Origin of the sequence: Gemmatirosa kalamazoonensis (genome assembly GCF_000522985.1) — a bacterium.
Classification (GTDB): domain Bacteria; phylum Gemmatimonadota; class Gemmatimonadetes; order Gemmatimonadales; family Gemmatimonadaceae; genus Gemmatirosa; species Gemmatirosa kalamazoonensis.
This window is the reverse complement of record NZ_CP007128.1, coordinates 962,270-978,799: the sequence shown is the minus strand read 5'-3', so window position 1 is coordinate 978,799 and position 16,530 is coordinate 962,270. Positions and strand designations below refer to the sequence as shown.

Here is a 16,530-nt window from a genome sequence, read left to right as displayed (position 1 = left end):
GGCAAGATCCGCGGCCCATGTCCGAACGTGCACCGCTGCGCCTCGCCGTCGTCGGCTGCGGACGCGCCACCGCGAGGCTGCACCTGCCCGCACTGCGGCGCGTGCCGGGCGTCCACGTCGTGGCGCTCGCCGACCGGCACCCCGAGCGCGCCGCGGCGCTCAGCCGCGCGTTCGGCGTCGCGCGCATCGAGGCGTCGCTGGGCGAGGTGCTCGCGCGCGTCGACGTCGACGCGGTGGCGGTGTGCACGCAGCCGGAGTCGCACGTCGACCTCGCGCGCGAGGCGCTCGCCGCGGGAAAGCACGTCCTCGTCGAGAAGCCGCTCGCGCGCACCGTCGCCGAGTGCGATACGCTCGCGGCGGCGCGCGGCGATGCGCCACGTGTCGTGGCCGTGGGGTTCAACCTCCGGCACCACCGGCTGCTCCGACGCGCGCGCGCGCTCGTCGACGAGGGACGGTTAGGCACCCTGCGCGCGATCCGTGGCGCGTTCGTCACCGACGTCGATCTGCGCGGGGACGCGGTGTTCGACCTCGGCAGCCATCACTTCGATCTGTGGCGATGGCTCGCGCACGCGGACGTCGAGTCGGTCGTCGCGCAGACGTCGGCGGACGGCGCGACGACGAGCGTCTCGGCGCAACTCTCGCGCGGCGTGCAGGCGATCGTGATGCTCGGCGAGCGGTCGGCACCGCTGCACGAGCTGGAACTGCTCGGCGACCGCGGGGTGCTCGTCGTGTCGCCGTACGACCCCGACGGGCTGCGAGTGCGATCGGTGGGGCGGGGCAGCCGGGTGCGCGCGCGGCTCGCGGCAGCGGCGCGATCGGCCGCCGCGCTGCCGGCGGTGCTGCGGCAGGTCGCCGGTGGCGGCAGCGACTACGCGCGGTCCTACGCCGGCATGTGGGAGGCGTTCGCCGCGGCCGTCGCCGGCGAGGACGCGGACTCGCTCGCCACGCTGGAGGACGGCCGGGCGGCGGTCGCGATCGCCGCGGCGGCGATCCGCGACGTCGGATTCCGACGTCGCGGCGGCCACCCGGCATGATCGATGCTCTTCATCCGATGTGCGGGCCGCGAGGCCCCCGTGAAGAGCCAAGCGGAGCCGAAGCAGCGGGCGATGTAGCCGGTGAAGCAGCGGTAGCGGAGGACAGAGCTAGAGCTACGTTGGATCGAGAGAAGACAGTCCTGGGTCGCCGGCAATCGCTGGCGGCCCTCACTGTTTTCCGGGGCCCGCGGACGCGAACGCGGGGAGGATGGTGCCGGTATCGGTCACCTGATGGCCGAGCCGCCGGCGGACGTCGAGGTAGCGCCGCTGCGCCCGGCCGAGCGCGCCCGACGCGGCGGTGAACGGCACCTGGCACCGCTGGAGCGACGCCGGGTCGCCGGAGCAGGCGTCGGCCGCGGACACCATGTGCGCGATGGCCTCCCGCGCGTCGCGCAGCGAGGCGATGAGCTCGGCGTGCAGCCGCGCGAGGTCGGCCGGCGGCGCGATGCCCCCGAACCGGTCGGTCATCGAGTCGGCGACGTCGAACGCCGAGGCGCCGAGGCGAGCGAGCTGACCGAACGGGACGGCAGCCGCGCGGCCGGGCTCGAGGAACGCGGTCTGGACGCGGAGCTGGGTGCGCTCGGGGAGCACGTCGAGCTGCCGGATCGCGCTGTCGGCGATGACGGCGACGGCGCGTGCGTAGGCGGCCTCCGCTGCGGCGGTCGAGCCGGGCTGCGCGCTGCGCACGCTGCCGGACAGGAGCGCGGCGGCCGGCAGGGCGAGGAAGAGCCGGCAGGGGAGGATCGAGGGCGCGAGAGGGGGCATGGCCGCGTCACCGGAGCGATCGGGAGAGCGACATGATGCGGGGTGGGGCATGCGGCAGCAACGGGGGGCCTTGCATATACGTGTTGTCACATTAATTTACTTCTGAGATTCGAGTCACCCAGACCAACGGAGACCCCCCAAGATGACCACCACGCTTCAGGACACCGCCGTCAGCACCTGGTCGATCGACGCGACGCACAGCACGATCGAGTTCGCGGTGAAGCACATGATGCTCACGACCGTGCGCGGCCGGGTCGCCGGCGTGCGCGGCACGCTCGTGATCGATGCGCAGAACCCGGGTGCGTCGTCGGCCGAGGTCGAGCTCGACACGGCGAGCATCGAGACCGGCGCCGAGCAGCGCGACGCGCACCTCAAGTCGGCCGACTTCTTCGACGCCGAGCAGTTCCCGACGATCACGTTCCGGAGCCGCCGCATCGAGGGTGCGCGCGCCGAGGAAGGCGCTAGCTTCCGCGTCGTCGGCGACCTCACGGTTCGCGGCACGACGCGCGAGGTCGCGCTCGATGCGACGTACGAGGGGCGCGGCCGCGACCCGTGGGGCGGCGAGCGCGTGAGCTTCAGCGCCGAGGGCAAGATCGACCGCCGCGACTTCGGCCTCACCTGGAACGCCGCGCTCGAGACGGGCGGTGTGCTCGTGGGCAACGACGTGAAGATCCGGCTGGACGTGCAGGCGGTGCGTGCCTAACGAGAAGCATCGACGACCTTTTCGAAGCGAGGAGCCATGTCCACGATCACCGGACTGCACCACGTCACGTGCATCTCGGGCGACGCCCAGGAGAACATCGATTTCTACGTCGGGCTCCTCGGCATGCGCCTCGTGAAGCGGAGCGTCAATCAGGACGATCCGGGCACGTACCACCTGTTCTACGCCGACGCCGAGGGACATCCCGGCAGCGACCTCACGTTCTTCCCGTGGAAGAACATGCCCCGCGGCCGCCGCGGCACGGGGCTGACGAACGAGGTGTCGCTCGCCGTGCCGGCCGGCGCGTTAGGCTTCTGGGCCGATCGGCTGCAGGCGCATGGCGTGACGGCGGAGCGCTCGGTGCGCTTCGGCGAGGCGACGCTCACGTTCGAGGATCCGCATGGGCTCATCGTCTCGCTCGTGGAGACGGCCGACCCACGCGAGTTCACCCCGTGGGCGGACAGCCCGGTCGCCGAGGCGCATCAGATCCGCGGGCTGCACTCGGTGCGCATCGTGGAGCGCGACCTCGAGCCGACGGTGAACTTCCTCACCACGGGCATGGGGCTGACGAAGATCGCGGAGGAGGGCGGCTGGGAGCGGTACGCCGTGGCCGGCGGTGGGTCGGGGCGCGTGATCGACCTGCAGGCGCAGCCGAGCGAGCGGCGCGGCACGTGGGGGGTGGGCAGCGTGCACCACGTGGCGTGGCGCGTGCCCGACGACGCGGCGGAGCGCGCGGCCCAGGAGCAGGTGTTCGGCGCCGGCGCGCACCCGACGCAGGTGATCGACCGGTTCTGGTTCAAGTCGGTGTACTTCAAGGAGCCGGGCGGCGCGCTGTTCGAGATCGCGACCGACGGCCCGGGCTTCGGCATCGACGAGAACCCGGCGACGCTCGGCGAGCACCTCGTGCTGCCGCCGTTCCTCGAGGCGCACCGCGAGGAGATCGAGCGACGCCTGCCGCCGATCACGCTGCCGCACCTGCGCGCGGGGACGGCAGGGGACTGAGGGACGGCTTCCTCACGCGGAGCCGCGGAGGACGCGGAGAACTGCCTTTGCTGTGTGAATGAACCGCAGAGGACGCAGAGGGCCGCAGAGGAAACCAACACCAATCGGTTCTCCTCTGCGGCCTCTGCGTCCTCTGCGGTTCAATGTCTTCGCGTTCTCCGCGCCGCCGCGCGAGGCACGAAAGGAATAAAGTCGGGCCCGGGCGCGACGTGAGGGGGAGTCGCCTCTCCACTCCCGCCCGCGCCCCACCGAAGGATGTCGTCATTCCGGCGTCTCGCCGCCGCCGCCGTGCTGCTCGCGGCCGCGCCGGCGCTCCGCGCGCAGCAGCTCCCGACGCCGGACCAGGCGCGCCGAGTGCTCGAGTCGCGCCCCGACCTCGCCGCGCAGCTGCGCCAGGAGATCTCGGGCAGCGGTCTGACGCCCGACCAGATCCGCGCGCGGCTCCGCGCCTCCGGCTACCCCGAGGATCTGCTCGACACGTATCTCCGCGCGCCGCGCTCCGCGCGAGACAGCGTCGCGGGCGGCCTGCCGAGCGACGACGTGCTGGACGCCGTCGCCGCGCTCGGCCTCGCCGATTCGACCGACACGCTCGCCGGACGCGACTCGCTGCGCAGCGCGCTCCGTCGGCGCCGCCTCGCGCGCGATCCGCGCGACGCGAACCGCCTGGACTCGCTCGTCGACGCACGGGACTCGCTCGCCGACGACACGCTGCCCCGCCTAACGCCGGCGCGTCGCCGCCCGGGTGCGCGGACGGTCGTCGACAGCGGCATGGCCATCTTCGGGCTCAACGTGTTCGCCGGCGCGACGACGCAGTTCGATCCGAACCTCGCCGGTCCGGTGGACGCGAACTACCGCCTGGGCCCCGGCGACCGCCTCGTGCTGCTCATCACCGGCGACACCGAGCGCGCGTTCACGCTCGACGTCACGCGCGAGGGATTCGTCGTCATTCCCGGCGTGGGCGAGCTGCCGGTGGCGAACCTCACGCTCGCGCAGCTCGACGACGTGCTGTACCAGCGGCTCGGGCGACTGTACTCCGGGCTGCGGCGCGGTCCGGGCGCGACGACGCGCTTCTCGATCAACGTCGCGCGGCTGCACACGAACCAGATCTACGTCCTCGGCGACGTCGCGGAGCCGGGGAGCTATCGCGTGTCGAGCGCGGGCACGGCACTCACCGCGCTGTACGCGGCCGGCGGCCCGACGGAGAACGGCAGCCTGCGGCGCGTCGAGGTGCGGCGCGGCGGGCGCATCGTGGACACGCTGGATCTCTATGACTACCTGCTGCGCGCCGACGGCTCGCACGACCCGCGGCTGCAGTCGGGCGACGTGGTGTTCGTGCCGGTGCACGGCGCGCGCGTGCGCGTGCACGGCGAGATCGTGCGCCCGGCGACCTACGAGCTGCGCCCCGGCGAGACGATGGCCGACGTGATGCGCGCCGCCGGCGGTTTCACGGCTGCCGCGGTGCGCCGTCGCGTGCAGGTGTCGCGCATCCTGCCGCCTAACGAGCGCGCCGGCGGCGACGCGGGGCGCGTGGTGATCGACGTAGCGAGCGTCGGGACTCGGGACTCGGGACTCGGGACTCGGGAGGGAGCGGTTCCCGAGTCCCGAGTCCCGAGTCCCGAGTCCCGAGTTCCAGCCTTCCCACTCGAGGATGGGGACGTCCTGCGCGTCTTCCCGGTGAGCGACCGCGTCGCGCGGCGCGTGACGGTGAAGGGCGACGTGTGGAGCCCCGGCATGGTGGGGTTCACGCCGGGGATGAAGCTCGCGGACGCGGTGCGCATGGCCGGTGGGCTGAAGCCCGACGCGTATCTCGGGCAGGTGCTCGTGTCGCGACTGCGCCCCGCCGACTCGTCGCGCGTGCAGCTGCGCACCGCGTTCAAGGACGCGAGCGGCGCGACGAGCGAGGACGTCGTGCTCCAGGACGACGACGAGGTGCGCGTGTTCGCGGTGGGCGACATGCGACCGGCGACGTTCGTCGCCATCACTGGCGCGGTGCGGCGTCCCGGGCGGTACGCGTACCGCGAGGGGATGACGCTGCGCGACCTCGTGCTCGTCGCGGGAGGGCTCGACCGCCGCGCGTACCTCGGCGAGGCCGAGATCGCGACGCCCCCGGCGGACGGCAGCGCGCGCCTCGCCGTCGCGCGACGCGTGCCGCTCGACTCGACGTACCTGCTCGTCGCCGACCGCGGCGCGCAGAACGACGGACAGGCCGGGCCGCGCGCGGCGCCGGAGGTCGCACTGGAGCCGTACGCGAACGTGCTCGTGTTCGCGCAGCCCGACGGCGCGGCGGAGCGCGCGCGGCGCGTGACGCTCACGGGCGAGGTGCGGTTCCCCGGCACCTACACGCTGCTGGCGAAGGACGAGCGGCTGAGCGATCTGCTGCAGCGCGCCGGCGGGCCGACGAAGACGGCGTACGCGGGCGGCATCGTGTTCTACCGCGCACATGGGAACGTGGGTCGCATCGGCGTCGACCTGCCGAGCGTGCTGCGCGACGCGCACTATCGCGACAACCTGTTGCTGCAGGACGGCGACTCGGTGCACCTGCCGGCGTACAGCGGCGTGGTGGAAGTGCAGGGCGCGGTGAACGCGCCGCGGGCGGTGGCGTGGGTGCCGGGCAAGTCGCTCGACTACTACGTGCGCGCCGCCGGCGGCACGACGCGGACCGGCGAGATGCGGCGCGCGTACGTGACGCAGCCGGACGGCGCAGTGGAGAGCGCGGTCGCGCGGCGGATGATGCCCGACGTGGTGCCGACGCCGAAGCCGGGGAGCGTGGTGTACGTGACGGAGCGCGACCCGGCGGACCACAGCGTGGAGTCGGTGCAGAAGCTCGCCGTGCTCGCGCAGATCCTCGGCGCCCTGACGACGATCGCCGTGGTGCTGCGTCGATGACGCCAAGCGAGCGGGCATCGTTAGGCGCGGCGCCGGTGCGGTACACGCCCCCGGCGCTGCCGCCGCGCCAGGCTCCGCCCGACCCCGACGCGCTCGGCCCGTACCTCGACGCGCTGCGGCGCCGGTGGCGGCTGCTCGCCGTGGTGCCCGCCGCGCTCGCGCTCGTCGCCGGCGCGCTTTCGATGATGCGCCCGCGACTGTACGCCGCGCACGCCGCGTTCCTCGCGTCGGAGCCGTCGCCGGGAAGCTCCGCGCTCGGCTCGTTAGGCGCGGTGGCCTCGCAGCTCGGCATCCCGGCGCTCGCCGCGGCGGCCTCGGGGTCGGCGAGCCTGTCGGCGCAGTTCTACGGCGACCTGCTGACCTCGAACGCGCTGCTGCACGAGGCGGTCGTCACGCGCTACGACGCGAGCGCGCCGGGTGAGCACGGCGGCCGCGCGTTCCGCGGCACGCTGCTCGACTACCTCGATCCCGGCGGAAAGACGGAGACGGACCGCGAGCTGGAGGCGATGCGCGGGCTCGCGAAGAAGATCCTCACCGTCACCGTCGACCGGCCGACCGGTGTCGTGCGCCTCGAGGTGCGGACGCGCAACCGGCAGCTCTCGGCGCTGCTCGCCCGCCGGCTGCTCGATCTCGTAAACGAGTTCAACCTGCGGCGGCGGCAGACGCAGGCGGGCGCCGAGCGCGAGTTCGACGCGCGCCGCGCGGGGGCCGCGCTCGACACGCTGCGCGCCGCGGAGTCGGCGCTCGCCGAGTTCCGGACGGGGAACATCGACTTCTCCAGGTCGCCGCGTCTCGCCGCGCGCGAGACGGAGCTGGAGCGGCGCGTGTCGCTCGCGCAGCAGATCTACACGACGATCGCGCAGCGCTACGAGGTGGCGAGCATCGAGGCGGTGCGCAACACGCCGGTCGTGACGGTGCTCGACGCGCCGGAGGGGCTCGTGGAGGCGCGCCCGCGGCACACGGCGGCGATCGCGTTGGGCGCGTTCGTCGTGGGGCTCGTCGCCGCGGCCGGCGTCGCGCTCGTCGGCGAGCGGCGACGCGCCTGAGCGCGGGCGACGCGTGCGGATCGGCGTCGAGGCGAAGTGGCTGCACCGCGGACCGCCGAGCGGCAGGCGGGTCGTGCGCAACCTCGTGACCGCGCTGACCGCCGTCACCGGCCCCGAGGACGAGCTGCACCTCTTCCTCGACGGCCGGTCGCGCGGCGAGCGCGCGCCGAGCGCCGGCGCGGAGCTCGTGCCGCCGGAGCGACGGCACTACGTGTGGGCGGGGAACAACGGCGTGTCGAACGTGTGCGTGGTGCCGTGGGCGGCCGACGCGCTGCGGCTCGACGCGGTGGTCTACCAGAACTTCGTGCCGCCGGCGCGCGCGGCACGCCATGCGCGCGTGGCGTTCGTGCACGACGCGATCTTCGAGACGCGGCCGGATCTGTTCACGTGGAGCGAGCGGCTGTACTTCGCGCCGCTCCGTCGCCTCACGGCCGGCGCCGACCGCGTATGCACGGTGTCGGCGAGCGAACGCGCTCGCCTCGTCACGCTCGGCTACGCGACGCCGGAGCGCGTGGACGTCGTGCCCAACGCGGTCGACGCCGCGTTCGTGCCGCGCGAGCGGCTGTCGCCCGCCGCGATCGCGCGCGTGTGGCTCGCGCTCGGGCTGCACGAGCGGTTCGTGCTGTACGCGGGGCGGGTGAGCGCGCGCAAGAACGTGGCGTCGCTCGTGCGCGGGATGGCGCGACTGCGCGCGCGCGACCTGCGGCTCGTCGTGGCCGGCGCGTCCGACGGCACGGGCGAGGATCTCGCCGACGCCGCGGCGCGCGCCGGCGTCGCCGACCGCGTGTCGCTCGTCGGCGCGGTGGACGACGAGACGCTGCGCGTGCTGTACGCGACGGCGACGGTGTTCTGCTGCCCGTCGCTCGACGAGGGATTCGGGCTCACGCCGCTCGAGGCGATGGCCGCGGGCGCGCCGGTGATCGTGTCGAACGTGCCGGCGCTGGCCGAGACGTGCGGCGGCGCTGCGACGCTCGTGAACCCGACCGACGACGCGGCCATCGCCGCGGCGATCGACGCGATCGCGCTCGACGAGCGGCGCGCCGCGGCGATGCGCGACGCGGGGCTCGCGCGCGCCGCCGCGTTCACGTGGGAGCGCTCGGCGCGGCAACTGCTCGACTCGGTCCACGCCGCGGCCGCGGCGCCGCGCGCCCGCGGACCCGTCGCATGAGCCGCCTCCAATCGCTCGTCGAGCGCGTGGTCGCGCGGCTCAAGCGCGACCCGTCGTACCGGATCGCGACGCCGCTCTCCGACCGTCAGCTCGCCGAGGTGCTGTGGCGGCGCGGGTGGCAGGTCGCGCGCGGGCTGCCGCTGCGGCTGCGCGCGGCGGGTGTGCGCGGCACCGTATTCCGTGGGCGGTGGGTCGTCGTCGCCCACGCACACCAGCTCCGCGCCGGGCCGGGGCTCATCCTCGAGGACGGCGCGTGCGTCGATGCGCTGTCGCGCGGCGGGATCGCGTTAGGCCGCAACGTCACGGTCGCGCGGCGGGCGACGCTCACGTGCACCGGCGTGCTCGCGGAGCTCGGCGAGGGGATGACGCTCGGCGACCGCGTGGCGGTCGGCGCGGGCGCGTTCCTCGGCGCGCAGGGGGGGATCACGATCGGCGACGACGTCATCATGGGGCCGGGCGTGCGGATCTTCTCCGAGAACCACCGCACCGACGACGTGGACCGGCCGATCCGCGCGCAGGGCGTGCGGCGCGCGGCGGTGACGATCGGGCGCGACTGCTGGTTAGGCGCTGGGGCAACGGTGCTCGCCGGCGTGTCGGTGGGCGAGGGAAGCGTGGTCGCCGCGGGCGCGGTGGTGACGCGCGACGTGCCGCCGTACTCGGTGGTGGCGGGGGTGCCGGCGCGCGTCGTCAGGGCACGTCGGCCGGACGTCGCGAGTCTTCCGCGAGCCGGACGTGCGCGCCGAGGAGGCCCATGAGAAGCCATGGCCAGCCTAACGAGAAGCCGGTGGTCGCGAGGAACGGGACGAGCAGGCTGGCGACGGCCGCGGTGAGCGCGAGCGTGCGCGCGGCGAGCGCGGGGTCGGTGTCGCGCGCGACGCGGGCGGCGCGCACGCCGCGGCGAAGCGCGGTCCACAGCATCCCGATCCACAGCGCCGCGCCGACGACACCCGTGTCGTGCAGCGCGAGGAGGAGCCAGTTGCCGATCCACAGATTCTTCCAGTTCTCGAACTGCTGGAAGTCGCTCCCCTGCGCGACGAGCGGCGCGAACGTGAACGTGCCCCATCCGACGATCGCGTGGTCGGCGGTCTGCTGCAGCGCGAGGCCGTAGGTGACCAGCCGCAGCGTCGCGGTCGGCGACTCGAGGTTGACGAGGTTGAGCAGCTTGAAGCGGAACAGCGCGCCCGCGCCGCTCGGCAACGCCCACAGCGCGGCGACGACGACGGCTAACGCGGCGACGGGGATCGCGACCCGCGCCGCATGCCGGCGTGCCGCGCGCACGCGTACGCCCAACGTGCGCCGCGCGCCGAGAGCGAACACGCCGCCGCCGACGAGCGCGCCGAGCCACGCCGCCCGGGTGAACGAGAAGACGAGCGCCGCCGCGGTGGCAGCGCTCACGAGCCGCAGCAAACGAGTGGGCACGTCCGGCGCGCGATGCGACACGGCGAGCAGCGACGCGGCGACCACGAGCCACGCCCCGGAGAACGAGCCGAGGATGTTCGGCTCGACCATCGTGCCGAACGCGCCGTACGCGTTCGTGAGATGCTCCACCGCCGACCGGCTCACCTCCGCGCCGCCGACGGGGAGGCCCGCGACGGCGAGCAGATACGCTCCGACGCCGAGCACGCCGGCGAGCGCCGCGGCCCACAGCGAGCGACGCAGGAACGCGTCGAGATCCGCGCGCGTGTCGAGGAACTGCACGAGCAGCAGGTACATCACCCACACCGACGCGAGGTTGCCGCACTGGCGGAGGCTGTACCCGAGCGTGGGCGAGTGGAGCACGCTCGACGCGACGTTCGCGACGAGGATCGCGGCGAGCCACCACACGACGGGATCGGTGCGCGGCGTGCGCGCGCCGGTGAGCAGCGACGCGGCGAGCGGCACGACGAGCGCACACGCCGCGAGCTGGTCGAGCCGCAGCGACGACGCGCCGACCGGAAGCGCGAGGCCGTTCAGGATCGCGAGGAACGGCAGCGACAGGAGCAGCGCGCGTCGCCACACGACGGCCCCGGTCGCGAGGAGCGGCAACGCGACGACCGCGAGGACGAGGACGACGGTGGGAGACATGGCGTGAGCGCGAAGATAGCGACGGCGCGGCCGACCGCGCGAGCGTCGTACGTCCGGGCGTCGAAGCCGCGCGCGTCGGCCGCAGGGCGCGACGCGGTGCGGTACGGTGCGGCGGTGGCGGTGGCCGTCGCGTTAGGCGCGGTGCAGGTGTTCGTGATCCCGCGCCGGCTCGACGTCGCGTCGTTCGGCGCGTGGCGCGTGTTCCTCGTGTACGCGGCGTACGTCGGCGCGCTGCACGTCGGCCTCGCGGACGGTGCGTTCCTGCGGTGGGCCGGACGCGCACCGAGCGAGATCGGCGGCGAGTGGCGCATCGTGGCGCGGTGGCTGCTCGCCTGGCAGGGCGCGCTGCTCGCCGCGGCGCTCGCGGCGGCGCCGTGGCTTCCGCCGACGATGCGCGCGTTCGCCATCGGGCTCGCGGCGTGTGCGGCGGGAACCAACCTCGCGACGCTCGCGGCGTACGCGCTGCAGACGGCGGGTGACTTCCGGGGCGCGGGGCTCGTCGCCGCGCTGCCGCCGGCGTTGTTCGTGCCCGCGGCGCTCGCGCTCCGCACGCCGACGCTCGCCGAGGTGCTCGGCGCGTACGCGGCGTCGTGGGGCGTCGCGGCGGTGCTCGGGGCGTGGCGCGTGATGCGTGTGCTCGGCGGTGAACCGCAGAGGACGCAGAGGACGCAGAGGAGAGCCAATTCACTCTTGGTTTCCTCTGCGTCCTCTGCGTCCTCTGCGGTTCAAACGAACGGCACCGAGATCCGTATGCGAACGCTTCTGCGCGACGGCCTGCCCGTGCTCGGCGCGAACCTCGCCGCGGGGGTCGCGCTGTTCGCGGACCGGATCGTGGTGAGCGCGAGCGTGCCGGTCGCGCGGTTCGCGCACTACGGCTTCGCGTCGAGCGTGATGGTGGCGGCGAGCGCGGCGACGCAGGCGCTGTCGCGGGTCGCGCTGTCGCACGCGGCGCGGCGTGTGGCGTCGGCGCGTGCGGCGTTCCTCGACGGCTACCACGACGTCGTGGCGACGGTCGCCGGCGCCGCGCTCGCGCTCGTGCCGGCGTTCGAGGCGCTCGTCGCGCGCCTGCTCCCGGCGTACGTCCCCGCGCTGCCGATCGTGCGGGCGCTGGCGTTCGGCGCACCGTTCGCCGTCGCGGTGCACGTCGTGCTCGTCGGGACGCTGCAGTCGTATGGCATGGTCCGGCGCCAGCTCGCGCTGGAGCTCGTGGGGCTCGCGCTCGTGCTCGCGGCGTGCGGCGCGTGCCTCGCCGCGGGGACGCCGCTGTGGGGCGTCGCGGCGGCGGCCAGCGGCGCCGCGACGACGACGTGGGGCATCGGCGTCCTGTTCGTGCGCCGCGCGGTGCCCGCACCGATCCGATCGCGAAGCGCACGCTTCGCGCTCGTCGCGGCCGCGCAGGGTGCCGCGCTGCTCGTCGCGCTCGCGACGTCGGCGCGGTGGGAGACGCGCACGCTCGTGTACGTGCTGCTCGCCGCGGTGCCGACGCTGCTCGCGGCGCGCGCCGCGCGCGAACACGGCTGGCGATGAGGACGGGCGAGGTGACCAACGTGTCCGACGTCGCCGTCGTCGTCGTGAACTACCGCACGCCGGCGCTCACGGTGGCGTGCGTGGAGTCGGTGCTGCGCTCGGAGGGCGGGCCGCCGCGCGTGATCGTCGTCGACAACGCGTCCGGCGACGACAGCGTGGCGCGACTGCGCGCCGCGTTCGGCACCGAGCCGGCGGTGACCGTGTGCGCGCGCGACGTGAACGACGGCTACACGGGAGGCAACAACGCCGGCGTGGGTCTCGCGCGCGCGGCGGGCGCGCGCTGGGCGCTGCTGCTCAACAGCGACACGGAGCTCGACCCGGGTTGCGTGCGGCGGCTCGTCGAGGAAGCGGCGTCCGACGCCGAGATCGCGCTCGCCACGCCGCGGATCTTCTTCGGCGACGACCCGGAGCGGCTGTGGTTCGGCGGCGGGCGCTTCTCGCCGTGGCGCGGCCGGCCGGTGCACGTGGGCTTCCGTCGGCGCGCGGCGCGCGGCTGGCGCACGCGACGCGACCTCGCGTTCGCGAGCGGCTGCGCGCTGCTCGTGCGCCTGGACGCGGTGCGCGGCGATCCGTTCGACGCGTCGCTGTTCGCGTACGCGGAAGACCTCGATCTGTCGCTGCGCCTGCGCCGCGCGGGACGCCGCATCCGCTACGTGCCGGACGCGCTCGTGTGGCACCACGAGGGCTCGAGCCACCGGCGCGCGGGGGGGCAGGCGCTCCGCTTCTACCTCAACACGCGCAACCTGCTGCGCGTGGTGGCGCGGCACGCGCGGTGGTACCACTGGCCGGTGCTCGGCCCGATGCTGGCCGTGAACGTGGTGGCGCGGTACGCCGCGGTCGCCGCGCGCGCGGGGGACTGGAGCGCGGTGGGGGCGGTGGGGCGGGGGGCGGTGGATGCGGTGTTAGGCGTGGGAGGGCCGATGCGGCGGCGCTGATGCGGCGGCGCTGATGAGGCGGCGCTGAACCTTCGGCACTGAAAACGCGGCGCTGACAACGCGCGGTATCAGCGCCGCCGTATCAGCGCCGCCGCATCATTCACTGCCTCTGTGAACAGCCGCTCGTACTGCGCCGTGACCCCGTCCCACGTGTAGCGGCTCGCCGCCCGCGCCCGCGCCGCCTCGCCGAGCCGCATCGCCCCCTCGGCATCCGAATCCACCGCGTCGAGCAGCGCCGCCACGGCCCGCGCGTCGCGCGCGAAGAACCGTCCCGTGTCCGCCAGCACCTCGCGGTTGAATACCGTGTCCAGGGCGAGCACGCTGGCCCCGCACCCCATCGCGCGCAGCAGCGCCGGGTTCGTGCCGCCCACCGAGTGGCCGTGCAGGTACGCGTAGCAGTTGCACCACAGCTCGCGCAGCACCGCCTGATCCGACACGTGCCCGACGAGCTGGATGCGCTCGTCGCGCTCGGCGAGCGCGCGCAGTCGCGCGTGGAACGCGTCGCGGTAGCTCGCGCCGCCGACGACGAGCAGCCGGCGCGACGTGCGCGAGCGTCGGAACCCGTCGAGCATGACGTCGAGCGAGTTCTCCGGGATGAGGCGGCTCACGACGAGGTAATAGCCGCGCGGCATCACGCCGAACGGCGCGATGAGCTCCGGCCGGCGCGCGCGCTCGATGTCCGCGCCGTACGCGATCATCGTCGAGTCGCGCCCCATGTGCTCGAGGTAGTATGCGCGCATCGCGTCCGCGTCCGTCACGAGCGCGGTGCACGAGCGCACCGCGGCGCGCGCGGCGGAGCGGAAGTACGCGCGCGCCATCGGGCCCCACTTGCCGCGCGTCCAATCGAGGCCGTCCACGTTCATCACCACCGGCGCGCCGGCCAGCCGCGCGAGCGCGGCGTGGTGACCGAGCCCCACGTTGACGAAGAACCACACGTCGAACTCGCGCCGCGCCATCGCGTGCAGCACGGCGAGCAGCGTCGAGCCCACGGCGGCGAGGTTCTTCCCGCCCGGCGACGGCACGTACCGCAGCTCCACGCCGTCCTCGCGCGGCACGCGCCGCGCCGCGGAGTGCGCGCCGGCGCGGCAGTAGATCGTCACGCGGTGCCCACGCCGAACGAGCCGCGGCGCGATCTCCGCGAACGCGGTCTCGAAGCCGGTGATCTCGAGGTCGGGACGCAGGCCGCGCAGGCCGAACATCCCGATGCGCAGTCGGGCCGCCTTCGGGACTCGGGACTCGGGACTCGGGACTCGGGACTCGTGGGGGAGCAGTTCCCGAGTCCCGAGTCCCGAGTCCCGAGTCCCGAGTCCCGACAACGTGCTCGCCATCAATAGGCTCCCGACCGCGACATCACCACCGGCAGCGTCCGCGCGAGGATCTGCAGGTCGAGCGCGAGCGACCAGTGCTCGATGTAGTGACGGTCGAGCCGCACGACGTCCTCGAAGTCGAGGATGTCGCTCCGGCCGCTCACCTGCCACAGTCCCGTGATCCCCGGCTTCACCGCGAGCCGACGGAAGTGGTGCGCCTCGTAGTCGTCGAGATCCGACTCGAAGAACGGACGCGGTCCGACGAGCGACATGTGACCCGCGACGACGTTCCACAGCTGCGGCAGCTCGTCCAGGCTCCACCGGCGGAGCACGCGGCCCACCGTCGTCACGCGCGGATCCGACGGGATCTTGAACAGCCGCGCGTCGTCGCTCTGGTTCAGCGCCGCGAGCGTCGCCTTCTCCGCGTCGGCGCCGACGCGCATCGTGCGCACCTTCAGCATGCGGAACGTCCGCCCGCCGCGCCCCACGCGCGTCTGCACGAACAGCACGGGGCCCGGCGAGTCGAGCTTCACGAGCAGCGCGAGCACGGCGAGCAGCGGCGCCACGAGCACGAGCGCCACGAGCGCGCCGAGCAGATCGACGCACCGCTTCGCGGCCGCATGGTGCAGCGCGAGCGTCGGCGACATCGTGTACGCTGCCCGCTGTCGCCACGACAGCACGGATCCGTCGACGCCTACCGGGGCGACGGTGATCTCGTTCTCGGCCAGACGACCCTCCGCGAGGAATAAAGGGACTCAGCAGCGATGTCCCACTGGGCGGAGCGATTATTCCACCCCACCGACATGACCGACGACGTCGCCGAGGTCCAACGACGGCTCGCCGAGTTCGCGCGGACGCGAGACCCCGCCGCGCTGTGGCCAGGCGTGACCGAGCGTGCGCGCGTGGAGGCCGCGCGCGAGCTGCAGCGCGTGACCCGCCTCGTGCTCGCCGGCGAGCGCACGATCGTCGTCGATGGGCGGTGCGACGCGGCGGCGCTCGCGATCGCGGGCCACACGACCGGCATGGGGCCCGTCGTCGGCCGATGGATCGAGGATGGCGTGGTGGACGCGGCGCCCGCGGTGCGCGACCGGCTCGCGCGCCACCTCGACCACGCACGCCGTCGCCACGCGCGCATCGAGCGCGAGGTGATGCCGGCGCTCGACGCGCTGCTCGGCGCCGGCGTGACGCCCGTGCTGCTGAAGGGGTTCCACACCGCGCGCGCGTACTTCGAGGAGCCGGCCGTGCGGCGCATGGCCGACGTCGACGTGCTCGTGCCCCGCGACCGCGTGGCCGACGTCGAGGCGGTGCTGCGCGATGCGCGCTACCGCCCCGACGGCGACGCGCACCGCCCGTACAAGCGCGACTGGATCCGCGACGACGTCGATCCGCGCTACCACTCCGTCGAGCTGTGGCACGCCGAGAGTCGATGGATCCTCGAGGTGCACGCGTCGCTCGATCGCCGGCATCATCCCGGTGCGGTGGCGCGCGTCGACGGCGTACGCCCGCACCTCCCGAACGGCGGCACGATCCCGTTCCCCGTCGCCGGTCGGCCGCTGCGTGCGCTCGACGAGCCGCTGCTCCTCCTCACGCTCGCGTGTCACGGCTCGCAGGAGCTCGACGGCAGCCGCCTGCTGCGCCTCTACGAGCTCGCGCGCGTGATCCGCGCCGACCGCGCGAGCGGACGGCTCGACTGGGACGCGGTGCTCGACCTCATGCGCCGCACGCGCCTGGCGCGCTTCGCCTGGCCGGCGCTCGCGCTGGTCGAGGACCTCGCGCCGGACACCGTCGATCCGCGCGTCCTCGCCCTCGGGCGCCGCGCGTCGACGTGGGCGGCGCGCCACACCGTCACGCGCCTAACACCGGCCGGCGGTGCGCTCGACGCGCGCGGCGTCCTGCGGCAGCTCATGTGGGACCGCGGCCCCGTGGCGCTCGCGCAGCGCTTCCTTCGCACCATGTGGCCCGCCGCCGTCACCCGCCCGGGCGACGCGGCCGTCGGCTGGCGCGTGCGCTGGCGCCGCATCCGCGCGGGCGCGCTCTCGCTCTCGGCGCCGGACGAGCGGCGCTGAGCCGGAATACGGAGGGGAGCCGCGGCGACT

General features: G+C 74.2%; 14 protein-coding genes. 10 read left to right on the top strand and 4 right to left on the bottom strand.

Annotation, left to right across the window (positions count from 1 at the left end; all coding sequences use genetic code 11):
* Positions 1–17: 17 nt before the first annotated feature.
* Positions 18–1,034, top strand: coding sequence for a Gfo/Idh/MocA family protein (locus J421_RS04305; protein ID WP_025409939.1), 1,017 nt, complete (start codon positions 18–20; stop codon positions 1,032–1,034).
* A gap of 168 nt (positions 1,035–1,202) precedes the next feature.
* On the opposite strand, the gene J421_RS04300 is transcribed toward J421_RS04305, so the two are convergent.
* Positions 1,203–1,799, bottom strand: coding sequence for a hypothetical protein (locus J421_RS04300; protein ID WP_025409938.1), 597 nt, complete (start codon positions 1,797–1,799; stop codon positions 1,203–1,205).
* 142 nt (positions 1,800–1,941) lie between these two features.
* On the opposite strand from J421_RS04300, the gene J421_RS04295 reads away from it, so the two are divergent.
* From J421_RS04295 to J421_RS33830, 6 genes are all read left to right on the top strand, one after another.
* Entirely contained in the window at positions 1,942–2,502 is a 561-nt protein-coding gene (locus J421_RS04295; protein ID WP_025409937.1) for a YceI family protein, read from the top strand.
* Between the two features lie 36 nt (positions 2,503–2,538).
* Positions 2,539–3,501, top strand: coding sequence for a ring-cleaving dioxygenase (locus tag J421_RS04290; RefSeq protein WP_025409936.1), 963 nt, complete (start codon positions 2,539–2,541; stop codon positions 3,499–3,501).
* Positions 3,502–3,756: 255 nt separating this feature from the next.
* A complete protein-coding gene (locus tag J421_RS04285; RefSeq protein ID WP_025409935.1) occupies positions 3,757–6,387 on the top strand; it encodes an SLBB domain-containing protein in 2,631 nt (876 codons plus the stop codon).
* On the top strand, positions 6,384–7,433 hold the full coding sequence (locus tag J421_RS04280; RefSeq protein ID WP_025409934.1) for a hypothetical protein: 1,050 nt from the start codon (positions 6,384–6,386) through the stop codon (positions 7,431–7,433). The genes J421_RS04285 and J421_RS04280 overlap by 4 nt, the downstream gene beginning before the upstream one ends.
* 13 nt (positions 7,434–7,446) lie before the next feature.
* On the top strand, positions 7,447–8,601 hold the full coding sequence (locus tag J421_RS04275) for a glycosyltransferase family 4 protein (protein ID WP_025409933.1): 1,155 nt from the start codon (positions 7,447–7,449) through the stop codon (positions 8,599–8,601).
* Positions 8,598–9,356: an acyltransferase gene (locus J421_RS33830; protein ID WP_025409932.1), complete on the top strand. Its 759-nt coding sequence runs from the start codon at positions 8,598–8,600 to the stop codon at positions 9,354–9,356. Before J421_RS04275 ends, J421_RS33830 begins: the two co-directional genes overlap by 4 nt.
* Here J421_RS33830 and J421_RS04265 read toward each other — a convergent pair.
* Positions 9,289–10,665, bottom strand: coding sequence for an O-antigen ligase family protein (locus tag J421_RS04265; protein ID WP_025409931.1), 1,377 nt, complete (start codon positions 10,663–10,665; stop codon positions 9,289–9,291). The two genes, J421_RS33830 and J421_RS04265, sit on opposite strands and share 68 nt — an antisense overlap.
* A gap of 3 nt (positions 10,666–10,668) precedes the next feature.
* Here J421_RS04265 and J421_RS04260 point away from each other — a divergent pair, with 3 nt between their 5' ends.
* Positions 10,669–12,192 carry a polysaccharide biosynthesis protein gene (locus J421_RS04260; protein WP_025409930.1) on the top strand — a complete coding sequence of 508 codons (1,524 nt, stop codon included), beginning with the start codon at positions 10,669–10,671 and terminating at the stop codon, positions 12,190–12,192.
* An 11-nt stretch (positions 12,193–12,203) separates the two neighbouring features.
* Positions 12,204–13,127, top strand: coding sequence for a glycosyltransferase (locus tag J421_RS04255; protein WP_158508651.1), 924 nt, complete (start codon positions 12,204–12,206; stop codon positions 13,125–13,127).
* A 68-nt stretch (positions 13,128–13,195) separates the two neighbouring features.
* Here the strand turns inward: J421_RS04255 and J421_RS04250 are convergent, their stop codons facing one another.
* Positions 13,196–14,455 carry a glycosyltransferase gene (locus J421_RS04250; RefSeq protein ID WP_104022242.1) on the bottom strand — a complete coding sequence of 420 codons (1,260 nt, stop codon included), beginning with the start codon at positions 14,453–14,455 and terminating at the stop codon, positions 13,196–13,198.
* Positions 14,455–15,081 (bottom strand): sugar transferase, encoded by a 627-nt coding sequence (locus tag J421_RS04245; RefSeq protein WP_104023016.1) that lies wholly within the window; start codon positions 15,079–15,081, stop codon positions 14,455–14,457. The genes J421_RS04250 and J421_RS04245 overlap by 1 nt, the downstream gene beginning before the upstream one ends.
* Positions 15,082–15,237: 156 nt before the next feature.
* Between J421_RS04245 and J421_RS04240 the strand changes: the two genes are divergently transcribed.
* On the top strand, positions 15,238–16,500 hold the full coding sequence (locus J421_RS04240; RefSeq protein WP_025409926.1) for a nucleotidyltransferase family protein: 1,263 nt from the start codon (positions 15,238–15,240) through the stop codon (positions 16,498–16,500).
* Positions 16,501–16,530: the final 30 nt, after the last annotated feature.